This is a genomic window from Rhodovulum sp. FJ3 (assembly GCF_032918305.1).
Lineage (GTDB): Bacteria > Pseudomonadota > Alphaproteobacteria > Rhodobacterales > Rhodobacteraceae > SAT37.
This window is the reverse complement of record NZ_JAWJUU010000002.1, coordinates 763,805-788,257: the sequence shown is the minus strand read 5'-3', so window position 1 is coordinate 788,257 and position 24,453 is coordinate 763,805. Positions and strand designations below refer to the sequence as shown.

General features: G+C 61.7%; 25 protein-coding genes. 22 read left to right on the top strand and 3 right to left on the bottom strand.

All coding sequences use genetic code 11. The features are described 5' to 3' along the window. The first annotated feature begins 85 nt into the window (after positions 1-85). Both R1W00_RS08950 and aroB read left to right on the top strand, forming a co-directional pair. On the top strand, positions 86-658 hold the full coding sequence (locus R1W00_RS08950) for a shikimate kinase (protein WP_317262378.1): 573 nt from the start codon (positions 86-88) through the stop codon (positions 656-658). After that, positions 655-1,773, top strand: a complete 1,119-nt coding sequence (aroB, locus tag R1W00_RS08945) for a 3-dehydroquinate synthase (protein ID WP_317262377.1) — start codon at positions 655-657, stop codon at positions 1,771-1,773. The genes R1W00_RS08950 and aroB overlap by 4 nt, the downstream gene beginning before the upstream one ends. A gap of 78 nt (positions 1,774-1,851) precedes the next feature. Here aroB and ssb read toward each other — a convergent pair whose 3' ends face one another. After that, positions 1,852-2,388: a single-stranded DNA-binding protein gene (gene ssb / locus R1W00_RS08940; protein ID WP_317262376.1), complete on the bottom strand. Its 537-nt coding sequence runs from the start codon at positions 2,386-2,388 to the stop codon at positions 1,852-1,854. Between the two features lie 307 nt (positions 2,389-2,695). Between ssb and R1W00_RS08935 the strand changes: the two genes are divergently transcribed. From R1W00_RS08935 to R1W00_RS08920, 4 genes are all read left to right on the top strand, one after another. Then, positions 2,696-3,679: a glycine betaine ABC transporter substrate-binding protein gene (locus R1W00_RS08935; RefSeq protein WP_317262413.1), complete on the top strand. Its 984-nt coding sequence runs from the start codon at positions 2,696-2,698 to the stop codon at positions 3,677-3,679. 111 nt (positions 3,680-3,790) lie between these two features. After that, positions 3,791-4,678, top strand: a complete 888-nt coding sequence (locus tag R1W00_RS08930; protein WP_317262375.1) for a proline/glycine betaine ABC transporter permease — start codon at positions 3,791-3,793, stop codon at positions 4,676-4,678. Then, a complete protein-coding gene (locus R1W00_RS08925) occupies positions 4,675-5,691 on the top strand; it encodes a betaine/proline/choline family ABC transporter ATP-binding protein (RefSeq protein WP_317262374.1) in 1,017 nt (338 codons plus the stop codon). The genes R1W00_RS08930 and R1W00_RS08925 overlap by 4 nt, the downstream gene beginning before the upstream one ends. Positions 5,692-5,811: 120 nt before the next feature. Beyond that, positions 5,812-6,411, top strand: a complete 600-nt coding sequence (locus R1W00_RS08920; protein WP_317262373.1) for a lytic transglycosylase domain-containing protein — start codon at positions 5,812-5,814, stop codon at positions 6,409-6,411. 6 nt (positions 6,412-6,417) lie between these two features. On the opposite strand, the gene R1W00_RS08915 is transcribed toward R1W00_RS08920, so the two are convergent. Then, positions 6,418-7,221 (bottom strand): AraC family transcriptional regulator, encoded by an 804-nt coding sequence (locus R1W00_RS08915; RefSeq protein WP_317262372.1) that lies wholly within the window; start codon positions 7,219-7,221, stop codon positions 6,418-6,420. A 110-nt stretch (positions 7,222-7,331) separates the two neighbouring features. Further along, on the bottom strand, positions 7,332-8,204 hold the full coding sequence (miaA, locus tag R1W00_RS08910) for a tRNA (adenosine(37)-N6)-dimethylallyltransferase MiaA (RefSeq protein ID WP_317262371.1): 873 nt from the start codon (positions 8,202-8,204) through the stop codon (positions 7,332-7,334). A gap of 80 nt (positions 8,205-8,284) precedes the next feature. Between miaA and pyrH the strand changes: the two genes are divergently transcribed. The 16 genes from pyrH to R1W00_RS08830 all read left to right on the top strand — a co-directional run bounded on the left by pyrH (position 8,285) and on the right by R1W00_RS08830 (position 24,392). Then, positions 8,285-9,019, top strand: coding sequence for a UMP kinase (gene pyrH, locus R1W00_RS08905; protein WP_317262370.1), 735 nt, complete (start codon positions 8,285-8,287; stop codon positions 9,017-9,019). A 54-nt stretch (positions 9,020-9,073) separates the two neighbouring features. Continuing rightward, a complete protein-coding gene (gene frr, locus R1W00_RS08900; RefSeq protein WP_317262369.1) occupies positions 9,074-9,640 on the top strand; it encodes a ribosome recycling factor in 567 nt (188 codons plus the stop codon). Positions 9,641-9,658: 18 nt separating this feature from the next. Continuing rightward, positions 9,659-10,384, top strand: a complete 726-nt coding sequence (gene uppS, locus R1W00_RS08895; protein ID WP_317262368.1) for a polyprenyl diphosphate synthase — start codon at positions 9,659-9,661, stop codon at positions 10,382-10,384. Then, positions 10,384-11,175, top strand: a complete 792-nt coding sequence (locus R1W00_RS08890) for a phosphatidate cytidylyltransferase (RefSeq protein ID WP_317262367.1) — start codon at positions 10,384-10,386, stop codon at positions 11,173-11,175. The genes uppS and R1W00_RS08890 overlap by 1 nt, the downstream gene beginning before the upstream one ends. Positions 11,176-11,181: 6 nt before the next feature. Continuing rightward, the gene (gene dxr / locus R1W00_RS08885; RefSeq protein WP_317262366.1) at positions 11,182-12,360 is read left to right on the top strand and encodes a 1-deoxy-D-xylulose-5-phosphate reductoisomerase; all 1,179 of its coding nucleotides are present in this window, start codon (positions 11,182-11,184) and stop codon (positions 12,358-12,360) included. 11 nt (positions 12,361-12,371) lie between these two features. Further along, entirely contained in the window at positions 12,372-13,709 is a 1,338-nt protein-coding gene (gene rseP, locus R1W00_RS08880) for an RIP metalloprotease RseP (RefSeq protein ID WP_317262365.1), read from the top strand. Positions 13,710-13,797: 88 nt separating this feature from the next. After that, the gene (locus R1W00_RS08875; RefSeq protein WP_317262364.1) at positions 13,798-13,929 is read left to right on the top strand and encodes a hypothetical protein; all 132 of its coding nucleotides are present in this window, start codon (positions 13,798-13,800) and stop codon (positions 13,927-13,929) included. Between the two features lie 140 nt (positions 13,930-14,069). Continuing rightward, positions 14,070-16,400 carry an outer membrane protein assembly factor BamA gene (gene bamA / locus R1W00_RS08870; RefSeq protein ID WP_410901535.1) on the top strand — a complete coding sequence of 777 codons (2,331 nt, stop codon included), beginning with the start codon at positions 14,070-14,072 and terminating at the stop codon, positions 16,398-16,400. A gap of 38 nt (positions 16,401-16,438) precedes the next feature. Continuing rightward, on the top strand, positions 16,439-16,987 hold the full coding sequence (locus R1W00_RS08865; RefSeq protein WP_317262363.1) for an OmpH family outer membrane protein: 549 nt from the start codon (positions 16,439-16,441) through the stop codon (positions 16,985-16,987). A 69-nt stretch (positions 16,988-17,056) separates the two neighbouring features. After that, positions 17,057-17,542, top strand: a complete 486-nt coding sequence (gene fabZ / locus R1W00_RS08860) for a 3-hydroxyacyl-ACP dehydratase FabZ (RefSeq protein WP_410901534.1) — start codon at positions 17,057-17,059, stop codon at positions 17,540-17,542. A gap of 6 nt (positions 17,543-17,548) precedes the next feature. Next, positions 17,549-18,346, top strand: coding sequence for an acyl-ACP--UDP-N-acetylglucosamine O-acyltransferase (lpxA, locus tag R1W00_RS08855; RefSeq protein WP_317262362.1), 798 nt, complete (start codon positions 17,549-17,551; stop codon positions 18,344-18,346). A 7-nt stretch (positions 18,347-18,353) separates the two neighbouring features. After that, positions 18,354-19,187 (top strand): LpxI family protein, encoded by an 834-nt coding sequence (locus R1W00_RS08850; RefSeq protein WP_317262361.1) that lies wholly within the window; start codon positions 18,354-18,356, stop codon positions 19,185-19,187. Next, entirely contained in the window at positions 19,184-20,350 is a 1,167-nt protein-coding gene (gene lpxB / locus R1W00_RS08845) for a lipid-A-disaccharide synthase (RefSeq protein WP_317262360.1), read from the top strand. The genes R1W00_RS08850 and lpxB overlap by 4 nt, the downstream gene beginning before the upstream one ends. 169 nt (positions 20,351-20,519) lie before the next feature. Further along, positions 20,520-21,893 carry a cysteine--tRNA ligase gene (gene cysS / locus R1W00_RS08840; RefSeq protein ID WP_317262359.1) on the top strand — a complete coding sequence of 458 codons (1,374 nt, stop codon included), beginning with the start codon at positions 20,520-20,522 and terminating at the stop codon, positions 21,891-21,893. A gap of 121 nt (positions 21,894-22,014) precedes the next feature. Further along, positions 22,015-23,637, top strand: coding sequence for a citramalate synthase (cimA, locus tag R1W00_RS08835; RefSeq protein WP_317262358.1), 1,623 nt, complete (start codon positions 22,015-22,017; stop codon positions 23,635-23,637). Next, positions 23,634-24,392: a squalene/phytoene synthase family protein gene (locus R1W00_RS08830; RefSeq protein ID WP_317262357.1), complete on the top strand. Its 759-nt coding sequence runs from the start codon at positions 23,634-23,636 to the stop codon at positions 24,390-24,392. Before cimA ends, R1W00_RS08830 begins: the two co-directional genes overlap by 4 nt. Positions 24,393-24,453 lie beyond the last annotated feature (61 nt).

Here is a 24,453-nt window from a genome sequence, read left to right as displayed (position 1 = left end):
ATTTTCTCTGATTATATATGGAATTCCGGCCAAGTTCACGTCATTGAGGGAAAGAATTTGTGAATATGGCGGGAGGTTGCCCATCGTGGGCTGGCAGCTTGGAAAAACGGTTGTAATGGTCGGCATGATGGGGGCTGGCAAGACGGCGATTGGGACCGCTCTGGCCCGCGCGTTGGATGTGCCGTTTCTGGACAGCGACGAGGAAATCGTCAAAGCCGCCAACATGTCAATTGCCGAGATATTTGAGCGCGACGGCGAACCGTTCTTTCGCCGTAAGGAAAGTCAGGTGATTGAGCGCCTGCTCGAGACCGAGCGCTGTGTCCTGTCGACCGGTGGGGGCGCGTTCCTGTCGCCCGAGAACCGTCAGATGATTTCCGAAAAAGGCGTGTCGGTCTGGCTCTGCGCCGATCTGGATTTACTGTGGTCGCGGGTCAAACATAAAGACACGCGGCCCTTGCTGCGCACGCCTGATCCCTATGGCACGCTCAAGGCGCTCTATGAGGCGCGGGTGCCCTATTATGAGCAGGCCGATCTGCATGTCCGTGCGCAAGCCGAATTCAGTGTCGATGATATGACCGCGCAGGTGATTGAGGCGTTGAAGACACGCCCCGATGTCCTGCGCCCCGTTTCGGAACACGTCAAAGAGGTCCGCCAATGAAAACCGTTCACGTCCCTTTGCCCGGTCGGGCCTATGACATCCTGATCGGTCAGGGTTTGCTGGGGCAGGCGGGGGCGCATATCGCGCCGTTGTTGCGTCGTCCGCGTGTGGCGGTTCTGACGGATGAGAACGTTGCCGCCCTGCATCTGGACAGCCTGCGCGCGGGTCTGGCCGCCGAGGGGATCGAGATGGTCGCCCTTGCCCTGCCTGCGGGCGAAAGCACCAAGGGGTGGGAGCAGTTCAGCCGCGCGGTGGAATGGCTGATCGAACAAAAGGTCGAACGCCGTGATGTGGTCGTTGCCCTTGGCGGCGGTGTGATCGGCGATCTGGCCGGATTCGCGGCGGCGGTTCTGCGCCGTGGGGTGCGGTTTGTGCAAATCCCGACGTCCCTGTTGGCGCAGGTCGACAGTTCCGTGGGCGGCAAGACCGGCATCAATTCGACCCAAGGCAAGAACCTGATCGGCGCGTTTCATCAGCCCAGTCTGGTTCTGGCCGATATTGACGTGTTGAACACGCTGACGGGGCGCGATTTTCTGGCCGGTTATGGCGAGGTGGTGAAGTACGGATTGCTGGGCGATGCGGCGTTTTTCGACTGGCTAGAGACCGAGGGACCCGCGCTGGCCCGTGGCGATGTCGCGGCGCGCATCCGTGCGGTGGAACGGTCCTGTCAGATGAAGGCCGATATCGTGGTGCGCGACGAGACCGAGCAGGGCGACCGCGCGCTGTTGAACCTTGGGCATACGTTTGGTCATGCGTTGGAGAGCGCGACGGGATATAGCGACCGGTTGCTGCATGGCGAGGGCGTCGCGATTGGCTGTGCGCTGGCGTTTGAGTTGTCGCAGCGGATGGGGCTGTGCAGTCAGGAAGAGCCAAGCCGCATTCGCGCGCATCTGGACGCGATGGGGATGAAGAAAGACATCGCCGATATCGCGGGCGATTTGCCCGATGCCGATGGTCTGTTGGATCTGATGGCGCAGGACAAAAAGGTTCTGGACGGCAAGCTGCGGTTCATTCTGGCGCGCGGGATCGGGCAGGCGTTTGTGACGGCGGATGTCGATGCCACGCTGGTGCGGGCGGTGTTGCAAGACGCGCTGGCCGCCAAGGTCGCCGCCTAAATCAAAGGTGGCGCTGACCTAATTGAAAAGGCCCGGACATGTCCGGGCCTTTGTTGTTTTAGCTGATTTGGCGCGGGTTCAGAACGGGATTTCGTCGTCCAGATCGTTTGCAGGTGCACCGCCGCCTTGGCCGCCGCCGTAGCCACCGCCACCTTGGTTGCCGCCGCCATAGCCGCCGCCTTGGTCATAGCCGCCGCCGTAACCGCCGCCGCCACCTTGGCCACCGCCGTAGCCGCCACCGCCGCCTTGGCCGCCACCTTCGCCACGGCCATCCAGCAGGGTCAGTTCCCCACGGTAGGGGCGCAGAACGACCTCGGTCGAATAGCGGTCCTGACCCGACTGGTCCTGCCATTTACGCGTTTCCAGTTGGCCTTCGATATAGACCTTGGAGCCCTTGCGCAGGTATTGCTCGGCAATGCGGGCCAGAGGTTCGGAAAAGATCGCGACGCTGTGCCATTCGGTGCGCTCACGGCGTTCACCGGTGTTGCGGTCTTTCCAGTTCTCGGACGTGGCAATGCGCAGGTTGCAGACTTTGCCGCCGTTCTGAAAGCTGCGCACCTCGGGGTCGCGGCCCAGATTGCCCACCAGAATTACCTTGTTTACCGAACCCGCCATCAGTTGCTCCCGTCGATTCCGTTATCCGTTTCGGCGCAGGTTACACCATTGTGAGGCGGTCAATGAAAGGGGAAAAGCACGGCGGGCGCGAAATGGGCCAAACTGTACCTGATCGGGCTGACCTAGCGTCAACCTGAGACATTGTGTCATCCTTTTGGGTAGAGGTGGTTGATTTCACGGGCGTGCAATGTTCTGTTTGCGACATAAGGGGCAAAAAGCGTCGTTTTTCGGCATGGTCGGGGCGGCGCGCTTTGCACAATAAATGCAAATGGGGAGAGAAGATTTGCACAAGACCACACGGACCACGATGACCGCCCTTGGCCTGTTGACGGCGATGGCCGCACCTGCGCTGGCTGATTGCGGTGAGATTACCATGGCTGAAATGAACTGGGCCTCGGCCGAGTTGATGGCCAATGTCGACAAGATCATCCTTGAGGCCGGTTTGGGCTGTGACGTGGAACTGATCCCGGGCGCGACCACCACGACCTTTGCTTCGATGAACGAAAAGGGCGAACCCGATGTCGCGGGCGAACTGTGGATCAACGCGGTGCGCGATCCGTTGACGGCGGCAATCGAAGAGGGGCGTCTGCATTCCGTTCTGTCCGGTCCGATCACGGGTCTGGGCGAAGGTTGGTGGGTGACCGAGGCATTCGCCGAAGCGCACCCCGAACTGGACACCGTTGAAAAGCTGCTCGAGCATCCCGAGATGTTCCCCTATGCCGAAGACGAGAGCAAAGGCGCCTTCATGGGCTGTCCTGCCGGTTGGGGCTGTCAGCTGTCGAACGCCAACCTGTTCCGTGCCTTTGACATGGAAGAAAAAGGTTGGGTTCTGGTTGATCCGGGTTCGGCCGCTGGTCTGGACGGCGCGATTGCCAAAGCATCCGAGCGCGGTGAGCCGTGGTTCGGCTATTACTGGGCACCGACCGCGATCATCGGCAAGTACAAGCTGCAGATGCTGGATTGGGAAACCGAATGGGCCGGGTCCGAGAACTGGGACGGCTGTATCGTGAAGGCCGAACAGGATTGTCTGGATCCCCAGCCCTCGTCCTACACCGAGTCCGAGGTGCACACCGTTGTCACCGACCGTCTGGTCCAAGAGGGCGGCGTTGCCGTTGATTACCTGAAAACCCGCGTTTTCCCGGGTGAGGTGATGAACGAGATGCTGGTCTACATGAACGACCAACAGGCGACCGGCGAAGATGCGGCGTACTACTTCCTTGAGACCTATGAGGACATCTGGTCCGCTTGGGTTGGCGCTGAGGAAGCTGCTGCGATCAAATCGGAACTGTAAGACGTTTAATAACGCGGGCAAGCGGGGAAGCATCCCCGCTTGTTTCGCATCTGGGGGGTGCCGCAGTGGCACCGAACCGCGCAGAGGCGCGGCAATGGGGACAGAGAGTATATGGAATTTCTGACCGAATTTCCGGCCCTTGGGCGCAAGACGCTAAGTGGTCTGAAACGCGGGGTCGATGAAGCATTCAAAGGGTTCTCGCGCACGTATGGAGAGGCGCTTGAGAACTTTTTCGACCCGCTTTTGCAATTTCTGATCTGGTTTGAAAAGCTGCTGCTGGCGACGCCATGGCCGATCATCCTGCTGGTGATTGGGGGCCTGTCGTGGGCCGGATCGCGGTCGTGGAAAATCACCACGGGTGCCGTGGCCGCCTTTGTCGTGATCGGCATTTTCGACATGTGGGAGGACACGATGGCGACGCTTGCGATCATTTCGGTCGCGACGTTCCTCTGTATCGCCGTGGGTATCCCGATCGGGGTTCTGATGTCGCGCTCTAACCGTATGCAGTCGATCATCACACCGGTTCTGGACGTGATGCAGACGATCCCGTCGTTCGTGTATCTGATCCCTGTGGTGATGCTGCTCGGGATCGGCAAGGTGCCGGGTCTGTTGGCCGTGTGTATCTATGCGATCCCGCCGATTGTGCGCCTGACGAACCTTGGTATCCGCTTGGTGGATGCCGATGTGCTTGAGGCCGCTGACGCCTTTGGGGCAAGCCCGCGGCAAAAGCTGATGGGCGTTCAGGTGCCTCTGGCCCTGCCCAACATTTTTGCAGGCATCAACCAGACGATCATGATGGCCCTGTCGATGGTGGTGATCGCCTCGATGATCGGGGTCAAGGGCCTTGGCGTGCCGGTGCTGCGCGCGATTTCGAACCAGTATCTGGCGCTTGGCCTGATGAACGGTCTGGCCATTGTGGCGCTGGCCATCATCTTTGACCGTGTGTCGCAATCCTATGGCAAGCGTTTGCAGGCCCACCGCCACGGAGGTCACCGATGAGCGACGCTAAGGTACAGATCAAGAACCTGTATAAGATCTTTGGCCGTCACCCCGCGCGGGTTCTGCCGCTGGTCAAAAAGGGTCTGAGCAAGCCCGATCTGTTGGATCAGCATAACCATGTGCTTGGCCTACAGGACGTATCGCTAGACATCCCCGAGAAGAAAATTCAGGTGGTGATGGGCTTGTCGGGGTCGGGGAAATCGACCCTGATCCGGCACATTAACCGCCTGATCGAACCGACGGACGGGCAGATCCTGATCGACGGGCAGGATGTTTTGGGCATGAACGACGCCGACCTGCGTGAGGTGCGCCGCCGCAAAACGTCGATGGTGTTCCAGAAATTCGGCCTGTTGCCGCACCGCAAGGTCAAGGAAAACGTCGGATACGGCTTGGAAATCCAAGGCGTGGCCGAGGGGGAAATCGCCACGCGCGCCCAGCATTGGATCGACCGCGTGGGCCTGACCGGCTATGAGGATCACTATCCCGGGCAACTGTCGGGCGGGATGCAGCAGCGTGTCGGTCTGGCCCGTGCCTTGGCCACCGATAGCGAAATCCTGTTGATGGATGAGGCGTTCTCGGCGCTTGACCCGCTGATCCGGTACGACATGCAATCTATCCTGCTGGAACTGCAAGAAGAGCTGCACAAAACCATCATCTTTATCACCCACGATCTGGATGAGGCTCTGCGCCTTGGCGATAACATCGCGATCCTGCGCGACGGGGCGATGGTGCAAAAGGGCACGGCGCAGGACATCGTCCTGAAACCCGCCGATGACTATATTGCCGACTTCACCAAGGACATTAACCGTGGCCGCGTGATCCGTCTGGACGCACTGGCCGCGGGAACCGCGCCAAGTGACGCGCCGGTGCTTGAGGGCAAGGCGGTGCTCGAGGATGCGCTGCCCGCCTTTGTAAAGGCCCCCGCGCAGGTCATCGGGGTCAAGATGCCAGATGGCGGTGTCGGTCAGGTCACATTGGCACAGGTGGTTGAGGCCCTGCGGGGCGATCACTAAATCGGGGCGGGGCGCAGTGGCGCCCCGTTTCAATTTGGGCGGGATTCTGCCTGTCTGGTAAAAATTGTAGAAATTTGGGGTTAGATCGCTAAACTCCCCCAGAATTCTAAGGGGCAAGGCATGAAATACGTCTTGATGAGGGCAATCGGTGTGGGCGTCTGCGCGGGCATTTTCGCAGGCGCCCCCGCCGTCGCCGAAGTCACAGCCAGCAGTAAATCGCGCCTGTTGCTGTTCCAATCGCAGACGCAACTGCTGGATGGTCGCGCGGCCCAGCAATACAACAACTCGGTCCGTCTTCAGCCGACGGCGGTGATCACCCCGTCCCAGTTCAACGTGCCGAAATTCACCGGGTCCTATCGCGGTGAATACCTTGATCACGCCAAAACGGCCGCGCGTCGTCACAACATCCCCGAGGACCTGTTCCTGCGCCTGATCCAACAGGAAAGCGGCTGGAACGCCAACGCGGTCAGCCACAAGGGCGCGCGCGGTCTGGCGCAATTGATGCCCGCGACGGCGCGTCTGTTGGGGGTGGATGCGGATGATCCGCGTCAGAACCTTGACGGCGGGGCGAAATACCTGCGCCAGCAATACGACACCTTCCGCAGCTGGCCCTTGGCCCTTGCCGCCTATAACGCGGGCCCCAAGGCGGTCGAGAAATACAACGGCATCCCGCCCTATAAAGAGACCCAGAACTACGTCAAAGTCATATGGGGCCGCTAAGAGCGCTTAGTGATGGCGGGGCGCGGTGCTTTCGCGAAACAGGCTGGGCGGATTGCCGGTGTGGGCCTGAAAGCTGCGGGTGAAATAGGCCGCCGAGGCAAAGCCCAGACCCGACGCGATATCCTTGATCGGCAGGCCGGTATCGGCCAGCAGGCGGCGCGCCTCGGAAATCTTGCGATCTGACAGGAATTCGGACGCGGTGCGGCCACAGGTTTCCTTGCACACGCGGGTCAGGTGGGTCGATGTGACGCCCAAGGCCTTGGCATAATCGCTAACGCTGTCGCCGGTGTGAAACCGCGTTTCGACCAGCGCACTGAACCGGCGGACCAGACGGCGGGCGGCGTCACTGGCGGCCAAGGCGTCATCGTGATCCAGACGTTGGCGTTCCAACCACACGCTCAGCAACCCCGCATGATGGGTCAGGGCCTGACGGCGGGCAGGTCGGTCGCCCTCGATTTCGCGTTGCAGATTGTCGAGGATCAGGTTGATCTCGGCCTGATCGCGGGCGTCCCGGATGCGCAGGTGTAGGGATTTCTCCGGCACCTCCAACCCGTGGTTCGTCGGAAAGAACACCGCCGTGCCATAGACCTGTGGGCCAAGTTCGAACGCGTGCATCGTTCCGGCGGGCAGAAAGATGACGTTATGCGCGCCATAGCCCCGCGTGATCCCGTCGGCAATCAGGCGGCCCTGACCACGGGTAAACCACAGCAGTTGATCGACCGAATAGCTGCGCATGGCCTCAACCCGCCAGCGCCCGCCCTTGGCCAAGCTTTGCATCGGTACCAGCCGCAGATCGGATGCCTGTTCCATCGTGCCCTAAACCCGTGTGTTGTCGTTACATAAGCGTAGGGCGGTAAGATGCGGCCTTGCAAAGGAAAAATGTTGAAAAAATCTAGGCACACAGACTTTTGCGCAAAAACCTATCCCAAAGAGATCGGGGTCCAGTCGCGCATGCGGGCGCGAAACCATGTGCGCTGTCGTTTGGCGAATTGGCGCGTCGCGGTTACGGCGGCGTCAATCGCGGCGTCGAGGTCCATGTCGCCCTGTAGATGCGCGATCAGTTCCGGTGCCCCGATGGCGCGGGCGGACAGGGCGCCGGGGTCCCAGTCGGGCAGGATCGCGCGTGCCTCGTCCAACGCGCCCTCATCCATCATCAGACCGAAGCGGCTTTCAATCCGCTCGTTCAGCCAATCGCGATCCGGCATCAGGACAAAGGCCTGCGCATCGCCCAGCGGCAACAGGGGCGGGGGCGTGTCGTCCTGCCATGCGGCGATCCCGCGCCCGGTGGCCTGTAACACCTCCCACGCGCGCTGCACCCGCATCGGGTTTTGCTGATCGATGCGCGCGGCACTTGCGGCGTCCAGCTCGGCCAGCATCCCGCCATGCCCCTCGGCGGCGCGGCGCGCGTTGGCCTGTGTGCGCAATTCGGGCGGTGTTGCGGGAATTTCGGCCAACCCGTTGGTCAGCGACGTGAAATAGAGCCCCGTGCCCCCCACAATGATCGGCCGTTTTCCGCCCGTCAGAAACGGCGCCACCTCGCGCAGCCAATGCCCCACCGAATAATCATCGTTCAACCCGACATGCCCGTATAGGGCGTGGGGCGCGGCCGCCTCATCCGCGTCTGACGGGCGGGCGGTCAAAATGCGCCACCTTTCAAACACTTGCAGGGCGTCTGCGTTGATGATCACACCGCCCTGACGTGCAGCCAGGTCCAGCGCAAGCGCGGACTTGCCGCTTGCGGTGGGGCCCGCGATCAAAACGGGGCGGTCAGGATCGGTAAAAGGCAATTGCATGGGCTGTTATCCGTTGAACCTTGTGCCGTTTTCCGACATTTTGCCGCAAACGCCAAGCCCACCCGCAGGAGAACGAGTCTATGACCGAAGTGAGCGCACCAGAGAAACCCGCGTATAAACGTGTCCTGCTGAAAATTTCGGGTGAGGCCCTGATGGGCGATCAGGGGTTCGGCCTGCATCCGCCGACCGTGCAACGCATCGCCAATGAGGTCAAATCGGTCCACGATCTGGGCGTCGAGATTTGTATGGTCATCGGCGGCGGCAACATCTTTCGCGGCCTTCAGGGCAGCGCGCAGGGGATGGAACGCACCACCGCCGACTATATGGGGATGCTGGCGACGGTCATGAACGCGCTGGCCATGCAATCAGCATTGGAGAGCCTCGGCGTCTACACCCGCGTCATCAGCGCGATCCCGATGGATCAGGTGTGCGAACCCTACATCCGCCGCCGCGCCGTGCGTCACCTTGAAAAGAAACGGGTCTGCATCTTTGCCGCGGGCACCGGGAACCCCTATTTCACCACCGACACCGCCGCGACCCTGCGCGCCAACGAAATGGCGTGTGAGGCGATCTTTAAGGGCACCAAGGTCGATGGCGTTTATGACAAAGACCCCGCCAAACATGATGACGCGGTGCGCTATGACGACATCACCTATGACGATGTCCTGATCAAGAACCTGCAGGTGATGGATGCCTCGGCGATTGCACTGGCGCGGGACAATGACCTGCCGATCATCGTGTTTTCGCTGGACGAGCCGGGTGGCTTCTGTGGCATCCTGCGGGGCGAAGGCACCTATACAAGCGTGCACGGTTAACGCTATAGCGATAGCAACACGACATAAAAGAACACAAATATCAGTGGGGATAGCATGTCCGACGAAGATCTGGAAATCGATCTGGATGATCTGGAACGCCGCATGGACGGCGCCATGGGTGCGCTGAAAACGGAATTTGCCTCGTTGCGCACGGGCCGTGCCTCGGCCTCGATGCTGGAACCGGTGATGGTCAGCGCCTATGGCTCGCCGACGCCGATCAACCAGGTGGGCACCGTCAACGTGCCCGAGCCGCGCATGGTCACCATCAACGTCTGGGACAAGAGCATGGTCGGCGCTGTGGAAAAAGCCATCCGCGAAAGCGGTTTGGGCATCAACCCACAGACCAACGGCACCATCATCATGCTGCCGATCCCCGAGCTGAACGAGGAACGTCGCCGCGAACTGACCAAGGTCGCCGCCCAATACGCCGAAAGCGCCCGCGTGGCCGTGCGTAACGTGCGTCGCGACGGCATGGATCAGCTGAAAAAGGCGAAAAGCGCCGGGATGAGCGAAGACGATCAGAAAATCTGGGCCGACGAGATTCAGGAACTGACCGATCGCCACATCGCCAGCATCGACAAGGCGCTGGAGACCAAGCAAGAAGAAATCATGCAGGTTTAACCTGCACCGGAGATCAACGTGACCGCCACCGACAGTGCCACCAGCGGCCCCAAGCATGTTGCCATCATCATGGATGGCAATGGCCGTTGGGCCCAGCAACGGGGGCGGCCACGTTTGTTCGGGCATCAGGCCGGTGCCCGACGTATCCGCGAAATCGTCAATGCCTGCCCCGATCTGGGGGTCAAGTATCTGACGATCTTTGCCTTCTCGACCGAGAACTGGAAACGCACCCAGACCGAAGTGTCGGGCCTGATGTCCTTGTTCCGCCGCTATATCCAGAAAGAAGCGCAGGATCTGCATGATGAGGGCGTGCGCGTCCGGTTCATCGGCGATCGCGTCCGTCTGGAACCCAAGCTGGTCAAGCTGATGGATGAGCTTGAGGAACTGACCGAGGGCAACGATCTGGTCCACCTGACCATCGCGCTGAACTATGGCGGGCGGGACGAGGTGGCGCGCGCCACAAAACGTCTGGCCCAAGAGGTCGCGGCGGGCCGTCTGGACCCCGAAACGGTCGATAGCGAGACGCTTGCGCGCTTCCTTGATACCTGTGTGCTGCCCGATCCCGATCTGGTCATCCGCACCAGTGGCGAGGCGCGCATTTCCAACTTTCTGCTCTGGCAATCGGCCTATGCGGAATATGAATTCATCGAAACCCTGTGGCCCGATTTCACCAAGGACATCTTTGGCGAGATCATCGCGCGCTATGGCGGACGGGAACGCCGCTTTGGGGCGGTGCCGGTCTAATGGCGGCGCAGGGGGGGAACTGGGACGATCTGGCGGTGCGCCTTGGATCGGCTGTGGCGATGGTCATCGGCGGCGGCGTGGCGATCTTCGCCGGTGGTCTGTGGTTCATGGTCCTGTCGGCCATCGTTGCGGGCCTGATGGTGTGGGAACTGTGCCGGATGCTGTTCCCGATGTCGGGGCCCTTTGCGGTGCAGATGGCGATCCTGTCGGCCTTTGCCGTGATGGTCGCGCTGGTGTTGCCGGGGTTTTATACCGCGCCGATCCTGATTGCGCCCTCCCTTGTGGCGGTCAGCCGCGTCTCGGCGCGCCGCGTGGTTCTGTTTGCCTATATGACCGGCGTGCTGTTCGCCGGTTTCGGTTTGGCCTATTTCCGTGACACCCTCGGGATTGTCTGGCTGCTGTGGCTGGTTGCCGTGGTCGTTGGCACGGATATCTTGGGCTATTTCGCGGGGCGCCTGATGGGCGGTCCGAAGTTCTGGCCCCGCATCAGCCCCAAAAAGACATGGTCGGGCACCGTTGCCGGTTGGATCGCCGCCGCGATCATCGGTCTTGTGTTTGGCCTGACCTCGGGGGCAGGGGCCGGTCTGGCGGTGCTATCGGTCGCATTGTCCTTTGCCAGCCAGATGGGCGATATCGCCGAAAGCGCGATCAAGCGGCGGTGTCAGGTCAAGGACAGCTCGCGTCTGATCCCCGGTCATGGCGGGGTTCTGGATCGCTTTGACGGGCTGTTGGGGGCGGTGTTGCTGATGCTGGTGTTGCAATTCATCTATCTGCCGGTCATCGGGGGCTAGGCATCCATGCGGCGGATTTCGATTTTTGGCGCCACCGGCTCGATTGGCGAGAATACGGTCGACCTGATCACCCGCGCAGGCGGGGCCGAGGCGTTCGATGTCGTGGCCCTCAGCGGTGGGCGCAATGTGGCGCGACTGGCCGAACAGGCGCGGGAGTTGCGCGCCGATCTGGCCGTCACGGCGTTTGACGATTGTTACGCGGACCTGCGCGATGCGCTGGCCGGAACGGGGATTGAGGTCGCCGCCGGGGCTGATGCCGTGAGCGAGGCCGCAACGCGCTCTGCCGATTGGGTGATGTCCTCCATCGTCGGCGCGGCGGGTCTTTTGCCGGGGCTCAAGGCGCTGGAGCAGGGCGCGACCCTTGCCCTTGCCAACAAAGAGAGCCTCGTGACCGCCGGTCCCCTGTTGATGCAGACGGCCGCCGATCACAAGGCCACCGTCCTGCCGGTCGATAGCGAGCATTCCGCGATCTTTCAGGGCCTTGTGGGCGAAGACCCCGCCGCGGTGGAGCGGATCGTCATCACCGCCTCGGGTGGGGCGTTTCGCGACTGGCCGATTGACGATCTGGCGAACGCGACATTGGCGCAGGCGTCCAGCCATCCGAACTGGGACATGGGTCAACGGATCACCATCGACAGCGCGTCGATGTTCAACAAGGCGCTTGAAGTCATTGAGGTCAAAGAGTTCTTTGGCGTCCACCCCGATCAGATTGAGGTGCTGGTGCATCCTGAATCCATCGTCCACGCGATTGTCGGGTTCAACGACGGCGCGATGATGGCCCATATGGGGGCGCCCGATATGCGTCACGCGATTGGCTATGCCCTGAACTGGCCCGACCGGCGCGGGTTGCCGGTGGAACGGCTGGACCTTGCGCGGATCGGCGCACTGAACTTTCGCGCGCCGGACATGCGCCGCTATCCCGCGCTGCGCCTTGCCTATGAGGTGATGGCGACCGGCGGTCTGGCCGGTGCGGCGTTCAACGCGGCCAAGGAACGCGCCCTTGACGGGTTCATCGACGGGGACATCGGGTTCATGGATATGGCCGTCGTCGTTGAACGCGTTCTAGACATGCTTTCGTCGGACACGGGCCTTAACAATGTCGATATCACCCTTGATAACGTCCTGAACATGGACCAAATCGCCCGACAGCACGCGGGTGACGCGATAAAAACACTGATGGCATAGAGGCGAGCGTTTTGGATATCACTGGACTTATCTCTTCCTTCGGCGGGGTGGCTTACACCTTCGTGGCGTTTATCGTCGCGCTCAGCATCATCGTCGCAGTGCATGAATACGGCCATTACATCGTCGGACGCTGGTGCGGGATCAAGGCGCTGGTGTTTTCCATCGGGTTCGGTCCGGTCCTGTTTTCTCGCACCGACAAACGCGGCACGGTCTGGCAGATCGCGGCGCTGCCCTTTGGTGGATATGTCAAGTTTCTGGGCGATGCGAATGCCGCAAGTGGCAAGGACGCCGAGGGCGTCGCCGAGATGGACGAGGCGACATTGCGCCAATCCATGCATGGCGCGCCGGTCTGGGCGCGTGCGGCCACGGCGGCGGCGGGGCCTGTGTTCAACTTTATCATGTCCATTCTGGTCTTTGGCGCGGTGATTATGGCGCGCGGTCAGGCGATTGATCCGCCCACCATCGCGTCGATCAAACCGCTGCCCGCCGCGATTGGCGAACTGCGCGATGGCGACGCGATCCTGTCGATTGCGGGCGTAGACGTCGGCGATTTTGAGCAGTTCTACGAGGCGGTCGAGGACATGCCGGTGCGGGCGCCGCTGGATTACCGCGTGTTGCGCGATGGCCAAGAGGTCGTCGTCGATGGCCCGTACCCGTTCCCCGCCTTGGTGGCAGGGGTTCAGCCGGACTCGGCCGCGCTGGACGTCGGGATTGAGGTGGGCGATGTCATCGTGTCCGCCGACGGGCAACCGATTGCCGCCTTTAGCCAACTTCAGGACAAGGTCATGGCGTCTGAGGGCAAGCCCATGGTGATCGAGGTCTGGCGTGAGGGTGAGCTGTTGGAATTCGTTCTGGTCCCGCGCAAGCGCGACCTGCCACTGGGCGATGGCGGGTTTGAAACGCGCTGGCTGATCGGGGCGACGGGCGGTCTGTTTTTTGAGGCCGAAACCGCCTCGCCGGGTCCTCTGGGTGCGCTGCAATTCGGCGTGTCGCAGACCGGCTACATCATTCAGTCCAGCCTGTCGGGCCTTTACCATATGATTGCGGGCGCGATCAGCACCTGTAACCTGCGCGGCCCCTTGGGGATCGCGGAAACCTCGGCCGTGGCGGCAAGTCAGGGGATCAGCACCTTTGTCTGGTTCGTGGCGGTTCTGTCGACGGCGGTGGGGCTGTTGAACCTGTTCCCGATCCCGATCCTTGATGGCGGGCATCTGGTGTTCCACGCCTATGAGGCCGTCCGCGGCAAGCCGCCCAGCGACCGCGCGATGCAATTCCTGATGACGCTTGGTCTGGCGCTGATGCTGATGGTCATGCTGTTCTCGATCAGCAACGATCTCTTCTGCCAATAAAGCGCCCCTGTGGTGCCCCAATTGCGCCACAATTCGCCCATAGGTTTAACCGGTAACCCGAAAACCGTTTAACCCTATGGGCCAAACCATGACGACCTTGACCAACGGATATCGCAGCCTCAGCCTGATCGTGAACCTGAACTGGGACCGCCTGTTCTATCTCGCCGCGATTTTCGGCGCGCTGATGGGCGGGGCATTGATCGGGTCCCTGATCAGCTAAATCTGGATCGGCAGACCTCTGCCGACCGCTATATATGTGTGAAACGGTCCGCTTGCGGGCCGTTTATGCGTTTTGACATTAGATGTCTTTCCCGATACTCAGGAAGCAATTTGCTGCCAAAAATATAACGGGACAGTCTGATGACCAGATTAACAGGCAACGCCCTTGGGGGGATGGAACGTCTGAAGGGGTTTGCCGCGCGCGCTGTTTTCCTGATTTTGTTCGTAACTTCAATGGCTTTTGCTGTTTTGCCGACGCAGGCAAACGCGCAGAGCTATCGCTTTACCCAAGTTGAAATTAACGGCAACCAGCGGGTCGATGGCGCCACCATCCTGACCTATGCCGGAATCAACCGCGGCGAAACGGTCTCGGCTGCGGCCCTGAACCAAGCCTATCAGAACATCATCAACTCGGGTCTGTTCGAGAATGTGCTGATCACGCCGCGTGGTAACACATTGGTGATCGAGGTCGAGGAATACCCGACCATCAACGTCATCAACTTTGAGGGCAACCGCCGGATCGGGGACGACGTTCTGTCCACGATCGTGCAGTCCCAATCGCGCCGCGTCTACAGCCCGACCTTGGCCGAACAGGATGCCGCCACCCTTGTGCAGGCCTATCAGCAAGAGGGCCGTCTGGCCGCCACGGTCACGCCCAAGATCATCCGCCGCTCGAACAACCGTGTCGATCTGGTGTTTGAGATCGTCGAAGGCGACGTGATCGAGATTGAGCGCCTGTCGTTCATCGGCAATCGCGCCTATTCCGAGCGCCGCCTGCGTCGCGTTCTGGAAACCAAACAGGCGGGTCTGTTGCGTCGCCTTGTTCGCGCCGACACGTTCATCGCCGACCGTATTGAATTCGACAAACAGGTCCTGCGCGATTTCTACATGTCGCGGGGCTATATCGATTTTCAGGTCCTGTCGGTCACCTCGGAACTGACCCGTAGCCGCGATGCCTTCCTGATTGCCTTCAACATCCAAGAGGGCCAGCAGTTCACATTCGGTGAGGTCACGGTTAGCAGCGACCTGCCGCAGATCGACCCTGACGTCTATCTGGACGCCTTGGACATCAAATCCGGCAAGGCCTATTCGCCGACCATCGTAGAAAACAACCTTGCCCGTCTGGAACGTCTGGCCGTGCAACAGGGCGTCGATTTCGTCCGTGTTGATCCGCGCGTGTCCCGCAACGACCGCGACCTGACCTTGGACGTCGAATTCGTCGTGTCGCGTGGTGAGCGTATCTTTGTCGAACGTATCGACATCGAGGGCAACTCGACCACGCTGGACCGCGTGATCCGTCGTCAGTTCGACACGGTCGAGGGCGACCCGTTCAACGCGCGTCAAATCCGCGAGACCGCAGAACGCATCCGCGCGCTTGGCTTCTTTAGCAACGTCAGCGTCGAGGCCCGCGAGGGCAGCACCCCCAGCGATGTGATCGTCGATGTGGACGTCGAAGAGCAACCGACCGGTTCGCTGTCCTTTGGCCTGTCCTACTCGGTCACCAACGGTGCCGGTCTGACCGCCGGCTTCACCGAGCGCAACTTCCTTGGTCGTGGTCAGTTCCTGAGCTTTCAGATCGGGACGGCATCGGACAACGCGAACTCGGAAATCGTCTTTGCCGAACCCGCGTTCTTGGGCCGCGATGTGCGGTTCCGGTTTGCGGCGCGCTATGCCGTGTCCGACAACCAGGACAGTTTCCAGTTCCAGACGCGCAACATTTCGATTTCGCCCTCGCTGGAATTCCCGACCGGTGAATATGGTCGTGTTGGCGTGCGCTATACGCTGGGGCAGGACGATGTGTTCAACTACAACGGCGCGTCCACCATCATTGCCGCCGATGTGGCAAACGATACCCGCACCAAAAGCGCGCTTGGCTATAGCCTGATCCATGACACGCGCGGTCGTGGCCTTGATCCGAACTCGGGCGTTCTGCTGCGGTTCAATCAGGACTTTGGCGTGGGCGGCGATGTGGATTACATCGAAACCACCGCACTGTTGGCCGCAGAGACCAAGGTCTTGAACGAAGAGGTCACCCTGCGTGCCGAGTTCGAGGGCGGGTTGCTGCATATGCTGAACGGCGATAGCCGGATCACTGACCGCTACTTCCTGAACGGCAAAATCCGTGGTTTTGAAAACAACGGTATTGGCCCGCGGGACCTGAGCACCCCGTCCGAAGAGGCCCTGGGCGGCAACATGTTCGCGGTTGCGCGGTTTGAGGCGGAATTCCCGATCGGTGTGGTTGAGGAATACGGTATCTCGGGCGGTGTCTTTGCCGACTTCGGTACGGTCTGGAGCCTCGACAACGACGGCGGGTTTATCGACGACAGCTTGAACCTGCGTTCGTCCGTCGGTGTGTCGGTGTTCTGGGATACGGCCCTTGGTCCGTTGCGCTTTAACTTCTCGCGCGCCTTGGCCAAGCAGAGCTATGACCGCACGCAGAACTTTGACCTGACCATCTCGACCCGGTTCTAAACATGGGGCGTTTTGGCCTAGTAAAATGGATTGGCGCCATGTCCCTCTGGGGCATGGCGTCTGTTGTTTCGGCGCAGGACGCGACCTTGCAAACAGGGCAGATCGTGTCGCCGATCCTGACCGTTGACCAAGAAATCCTTTTGGCCCGCTCGCAATATGGCGCGGCCAAACTGTCGGAAATCGAAGACGCGACCGAGTCTCTGGCGGAGGAAAATCGCCAGATCGAGGCCGATCTCGTCGCGCGCGAGGCCGAGTTGACCGAGCTGCGCCCGACCATTCCCGCCGACCAGTTCCGCACGCTGGCCGCCGAGTTTGATGCCGAGGTGCGCCAGATCCGCGCCACGCAGGACGAAAAACAGCGCGACCTGTTGCGCCGTCGCGAGACCTTGCAAAAATCCTTTTTCGCCGAGGCCCTGCCGGTTCTGGCCCAAATCGCACGCGAACGCGGCGCGGTTGCGGTGATGGATAAGGGCGCGTTTTTGATCGCCGCAGATCAGATTGACGTCACCGCCGATCTGATCAACCGCCTTGATCAACGTTATGCGGGCGCCGACGAGGGCACCCAATCCCAGCCCGCGCAGGACTAGCGGCGCTTGTTTCCAACCCCCGCGCTTGGTACTGCAATCTAAACCTGCGCCTTGCGCGCGACCCCTGACATGAACACAACATCTGAGAGCATCGCCATGACGGATCAGAAACCGACCACCGCCGACATCCAACTGATCCAGAAGATCCTGCCGCACCGCTATCCGTTCCTGTTGGTGGACAAGGTGCGCGACATCGTCCCCGACACCAGTGCGGTCGGCATCAAGAACGTCACCATGAACGAGCCGCATTTCACCGGCCACTTCCCCGGCAACCCGATCATGCCCGGCGTCACGATTGTTGAGGCCATGGCGCAAACCGCCGGTGTGATGGCGGGGATTTCTCTGGACCTCGAAGATCGCGAATTGCTGGTCTATTTCATGACCATCGACAACTGCAAATTCCGCCGCATGGTGGTGCCGGGCGATGTTCTGGAAATGCATGTCGAGGTTCTGAAAAAACGCTCCAAGATGTGGCGCTTTAAAGGTGTGGCCAAGGTTGACGGCGAAGTCGCCGCCGAGGCCGAATTCGCCGCGATGATTGACCTGAAGGACTAAGCGCGCATGTCGATTGATCCCACGGCACAGATTCACCCCTCGGCCATCGTCGAGGATGGCGCGACCATCGGTACGGGCACCAAGGTCGGCCCGTTCTGCCTGATCGGGGCCGAGGTCACGCTGGGCGCCGACGTCGATCTGAAAAGCCACGTGGTGGTGACGGGTGAAACCGAGATTGGCGATGAGACGGTCATCTTTCCCTTCTCCAACATCGGCGACATCCCGCAGGATTTGAAATTCCGTGGCGAAAAGACCCGTCTGGTCGTGGGCAAGCGCAACCGCATCCGCGAAAACGTCACTATGAACGCGGGCACCGAGGGCGGTGGCGGCGTGACCAAGGTGGGCGATGACGGCCTGTTTATGGCCGGTAGCCACGTCGCACATGACGTGATCATCGGCGATCGGGTGATCCTTGTGAACAACGCCTCGGTCGCGGGGCATTGTGTGCTTGAGGATGACGTGATCGTGGGCGGCCTGTCGGGCGTGCACCAATGGGTGCGCATCGGGCGCGGCGCGATCATCGGCGCGGTGACCATGGTGACCGCCGATGTGATCCCCTATGGTCTGGTGCAGGGGCCGCGCGGTGTTCTGGACGGGCTGAACCTTGTCGGGCTGAAACGCAAAGGCGTTGCGCGCTCGGACATCACGGCCCTGCGCGCCGCGTTTCAGACATTGGCACAGGGCGAGGGCACCTTCCTTGAGCGCGCCAATCGTTTGAAAGACGAAGGCGAGAGCGACTATGTCACCGAACTGGCCGAATTTGTCTTGGGCAAATCCGACCGGTCGTTCCTGACCCCGAACTGAGGTCCGCATGAGCACCGGTAAAACCGCGATCATCGCCGGATCGGGCGGCTTGCCCGCGCTGTTGGCGGCGGGTCTGGACGCGGTGGGCGTGCCGTTCGTCATTGCGCAGCTCGACGGCTATGCCATGGACAATCCCGCCGGTTGGCCGGTGGAACCGTTTGTGGTGGAACGCCTTGCCCTGTTGTTTGACCGGCTGGATGATCTGGGGGTTGAACAGGTGGTGTTTGCCGGTGCCGTGCAGCGTCCCGCCATTGATCCCGAACGCATTGATCCACGCACGGCGGCCCTGTTGCCGCGTCTGTTGCCCGCGTTTCAGGCCGGCGATGACGCGTTGTTGCGCGCGGTGATCGGGTTGTTTGAGGACGCGGGTTTCGCCGTGGTCGGTGCCGCCGATCTGATCCCGTCCCTGACCGCCGAGGCCGGTGTGATCGGCGCGGTTGCGCCGCGCGATCAGGACATCGCCGACGCCGCCCGCGCGTCCGAGATCGTCGCGCATATGGGACCGCTGGATGTGGGGCAGGGCGCGGTTGTCGCGCGTGGCCTGTGTCTGGCGATTGAGACCCTGCCGGGGACGGCGGCGATGATCGAATTCGTGCGCGCCGCGCGCACCCGTTTCCCCGCGCCCGAGGGTGGCGAGGGCGTGTTGTTCAAGGCCCCCAAACCGACGCAGGACCTGCGCGTGGATATGCCCGCCATCGGGCCGGATACGATCACCGCGGCACAGACGGCGGGCCTGTCGGGCATCGCGATTGCCGCCGGTGGGGTGATGATCATCGACCGCGCCCGCACGGTGGGTTTGGCCGATGAGGCGGGCATTGCCCTCTGGGCCGTCGCGCCATGAGGCGCGTGTTCCTCATCGCGGGTGAGGCATCGGGCGACGCGCTTGGCGCGGCCTTGATGCAGGGGTTGAAAACCCTGTGCCCCGAGGGGATCGAATTCACCGGTGTCGGGGGCGAATTGATGCAGGCCGAGGGGCTGAACAGCCTCTTTCCCATGCGCGAACTGTCCGTCATGGGGGTTGCCGAGGTCCTGCCGAAATACCGCGCCCTGATGCGTCGGATCAACCAATGCGCCGATCAGATCGTTGCGGACAGGCCCGACGTTCTGATCACCATCGACAGCCCCGATTTCTCCCTGCGCGTCGCACGGCGGGTCAAGGACCGCTCGGACATCCGCACGGTCCATTACGTGGCCCCGACGGTGTGGGCGTGGCGCTCGGGTCGGGCCAAAAAGATGGCCCCGATCATTGATCAGGTCCTTGCCCTGTTGCCGTTTGAACCACCTTATATGCAGGCCGAGGGGATGCGCTGTGATTTCGTCGGGCACCCGATTGTCGCGGCCCCCACCGTCACCGATCAGGACGCCGCCGATTTCCGCGCGCGTCACGGGATCGCGGGGGATGACCGGCTGCTCCTCGTTCTACCCGGATCGCGTCAGGGCGAGGTCAGCCGCCTTTGCCCGATCTTTGGCGACACGGTCGCGCGTCTGGCGAAAACCCATCCCGATCTGCGCATTGTTCTGCCCGTCGCGCCCGCCGTCACCGATGATGTGCGTCGCCTGACCGCGAAATGGGCCATTGCGCCGGTTCTGATCGACACGGCGGCGGACGGTGGGATCGACGAGAAACGCGGGGCATTTCGTGCCGCCGATTTGGCCCTTGCGGCGTCGGGGACGGTCTCGCTTGAGCTGGCCGCAGCGGAGACGCCGATGGTGGTGGCCTATGACATGAACTGGATCAGTTTCCAGATCATCAAGGCCATGGCCAAGATCGACACGGTCACCTTGGTCAACATTATCACGGGTGAAAAGGTCGTGCCGGAATACCTCGGCAATGCCTGTAAACCCGACGCGATTGCCACGGCCCTGACGGCGCTGATGGATGACCCTGCCGCGATTGCCCGTCAAAAACAGGCGGCACGCGATGTGATGGCGCAACTGGGCGCGGGCGGTGAGGCCCCCGGATTGCGAGCCGCACGCGCGGTTCTGGACGGGCTGAACGCCTAAACCGCTTGGCAGGGCGGGCCCACAATGCTAGAGCACGCTCATGACCCAGATTTGCCGCATCATTATCTGCTGCATTACCCGCTGACATTCGTTGCGCGGGCCTGTCTGACGGTCGATCCCCGACCAATCCCAAACTTGGCCCGTGCGACACCGCACGAAGGACATGGCTATGGCCGTTGAGATTTATCTGCGGAACACCAAGACCCGCTCGGTCGATGTGTTCACCCCGATCGACCCCGAAAACGTGCGCATGTATGTCTGTGGGCCGACGGTTTATGACCGCGCGCATCTGGGCAACGCGCGTCCCGTGGTGGTGTTTGATGTGCTCTATCGTCTGCTGCGCCATGTGTATGGCGCGGATCACGTGACCTATGTGCGCAATTTCACCGATGTGGATGACAAGATCATCGCGCGGGCCGAGCAGAGCGGCCGCGAGATTGCCCAGATCACCGGCGAAACGACCCAATGGTTTCTGGACGACATGGGCGCGCTTGGTGCGTTGGAACCCAACCAGATGCCGCGCGCGACCGATTACATTCCCCAGATGGTGGCGATGATCGAACGTCTGGTTGAGACCGGCCATGCCTATCCTGACGGGGCGGGGCATGTGTTGTTCGCGGTCAAAAGCTATGGCGATTACGGCGCGCTGTCTGGTCGGTCGGTCGATGACATGATCGCCGGTGCGCGGGTCGAGGTCGCGGATAACAAGCGCGACCCGATGGATTTCGTCCTGTGGAAGCCATCGAACGCCGATCAACCCGGTTGGGAGAGCTCGTGGGGCCGTGGGCGTCCGGGCTGGCACATCGAATGCTCGGCCATGGCGGATGACCTGCTGGGCGATCATTTCGACATCCACGGCGGCGGCAACGATCTGATGTTCCCGCACCACGAAAACGAAATTGCGCAAAGCTGCTGTGCCCATCCGGGGTCGGGTTTTGCGAATTTCTGGGTGCATAACGAGATGCTGCAGGTCGAGGGCAAGAAGATGTCCAAAAGCCTTGGCAACTTTTTCACCGTCCGCGACCTGCTGGATCAGGGCATCCCGGGTGAGGTGGTCCGGTTCGTCTTTCTGTCCACCCATTACCGCAAGCCTATGGACTGGACCGCCGACAAGGCGCGCGAGGCCGAGGCGCATCTGCGCAAGTGGCGCAAGATGGTTGATGGCGTGACCGCCGGTGCTCCGTCCCACGCGGTGGTTGCGGCGATCGCCGATGACCTGAACACGGCGGGCGCGATTGCCGAACTGCACAAACTGGCCGCCGCGGGCGATGTTGAAACCCTGTTGGGATCGGCACAGATGCTGGGCCTTTTGGATCCGGCGATGGGCGATTGGGCCAAGGGCGCGGATGTGGACCTGTCGGCCTATGCCGATGCCCTGAGCGCCGCGCGCGAGGCCGCGATGGCCACCAAGGATTTCGCCGAAGTGGACCGCCTGAAAACCGCGCTGACCGAGGCGGGGGTCGAGGTCCGGATGAGCAAGGCAGGCGTCGACCTGTCGCCCAAGCCCGAGTTTGACGCGGCGAAACTGGACGGGTTGCTGTGATGGCGCGCTCTGAACATACGGCCTGTGCCGGCCCATGGGGGCGGGTCGGGGGCGATCAGGATCGCGGCGCGATCCTGAAACCGGCACCTGACACAGTGATGTAGGTATAAGGACCAATCAGATGACCAAAGACCGCCTCTATATCTACGACACCACGCTGCGCGACGGACAACAGACGCAGGGTGTGCAATTCTCGACCGCCGAAAAGGTCAAGATCGCCGAAACGCTGGACACGCTGGGCGTCGATTATATCGAGGGCGGCTGGCCCGGGGCGAACCCGACCGATAGCGCCTTTTTCGACGCCGCGCCGCACACCCGCGCCCGCATGACCGCCTTTGGCATGACCAAACGCGCGGGCCGCTCGGCCGAGAACGACGATGTTCTGGCCGCCGTGATGAACGCGGGCACGCCGTCGGTCTGTATCGTCGGCAAGACGCATGATTTCCACGTGACGACCGCGCTTGGGATCACGCTGGACGAAAACATCGAGGTGATTGAGCAATCCATCGCCCATATCGTGGGGCAGGGGCGTGAGGCCCTGTTTGACGCCGAGCATTTCTTTGACGGCTATCGCGCGAACCCCGATTACGCGATTGCCTGTGTGCGGGCGGCCTATGGGGCCGGTGCGCGTTGGATCGTGTTGTGCGACACCAATGGCGGCACCTTGCCGGATATGGTCGGCGACATCACCGCCGCCGTCATCGCCGCCGGTATTCCGGGCGATCACCTTGGCATCCATACACACAACGACACCGGCAATGCGGTGGCCGCGTCTCTGGCCGCCATCGACGCAGGCGCGCGCCAGATCCAAGGCACGCTGAACGGTCTGGGTGAGCGCTGTGGCAACGCCAACCTATCGACGCTGATCCCGACGCTGCTCCTGAAATCGCCCTATGCCGAGACGTTTGAGACGGGCGTGACCCACGATGCGCTGACCGGTCTGACCCGCGCCTCGCGTCTGCTGGACGATATCCTGAACCGTGTTCCGGTGAAATCTGCACCCTATGTCGGGGCCTCGGCGTTTGCGCATAAGGCGGGCCTGCACGCCAGCGCGATCCTCAAGGACCCCAGCACCTATGAACACATCGACCCCGCCGTGGTCGGCAATTCGCGCATCATCCCGATGTCGAACCAAGCGGGCCAATCGAACCTGCGCCGCCGTCTGGCCGAGGCGGGTCTTGAGGTCGAAAAAGACGATCCGCGTCTGGCCCAGATCCTTGACGACATCAAGGAACGCGAGGCACAGGGCTATAGCTATGACACCGCACAGGCCAGCTTTGAGCTGATCGCGCGCCGCGCCTTGGGCCTTGCCCCGCGGTTCTTTGACGTGAAACGCTATAAGGTCACGGTCGAACGGCGCAAAAACAAATACGACCGCATGGTCAGCCTATCCGAAGCCGTCGTCGTCGTTAAAATCGGCGATGAGAAAAAGCTGAGCGTGTCTGAAAGCATGGACGAGGCCGGCAATGACCGCGGCCCCGTCAACGCCCTGTCCAAGGCGCTGGCCAAGGATCTCGGCCCCTATCAAGAGCTGATCGACGACGTGCGCCTTGTGGACTTCAAGGTCCGCATCACCCAAGGCGGGACCGAGGCCGTCACCCGCGTCATCATCGACAGCGAAGACGACAAAGGCCGTCGCTGGTCCACCGTGGGGGTCAGCCCCAACATAGTTGACGCCAGTTTTGAGGCACTCTTGGACGCCATCAACTGGAAATTGATCCGGGACGGGGCCAAAGCACCATGAGCATTCAGGCCTGCGCCGATCTCGTCCATCGCGGCGATCCCGACCGGTTCGCGGCGATCATGGCCGCACCGGTTGGCGCGCGCGAACGCCTGTTCCCGATCTTTGCCTTTAACCTAGAGGTCGCCCGCGCCCCGTGGGTCACAGCCGAGGCGATGATCGCCGAAATGCGCCTGCAATGGTGGCGCGACGCGCTTGAGGAAATCGCGAACGGCGCGGAGGTGCGACGACATGAGGTCACAACGCCTCTGTCCGCCGCCATCGATGCCGAAACCGCAACCATGCTCGACACGCTGGTGACCGCGCGCCAATGGGACATCTACACCGATCCTTTTGAGGATCAGGCGGCGTTTGATCGCTATATCGACGCGACCTCTGGCCATCTCCTCTGGGCGGCCGCGCGCGCGACGGGCACAACGACCGGCGAACAGGCGGTGCGCGATGCGGCCTACGGGATTGGCGTGGCGAATTGGCTGATGGCGATCCCGGGATTGGTCGAACGGGGGAAAATCCCGCTGCTCGACGGCACGCCCGACGGCGTCAAAACCCTCGCCACCACGGCCCTGACGCGCCTCAAATCCGCACAGAAACAGGCCCCCAAATCCGCCGCGCTCGTCCTGCGCACCGGATGGATGGCCGAACCCACCCTGCACCGCGTGCTCCAAAACCCGGCCCTTGTGGCCGACGGCCAACTGGCCCGCCCCGACGGGATCAAACGCGCCTCTCTCCTTTGGAAATCCTTGCGCGGCAATTGGTAAAGGGCAGATCGCTCTGTCCCTTCACCTTGTCCAAATACTCAAAATCCGACGGCGTCCAATC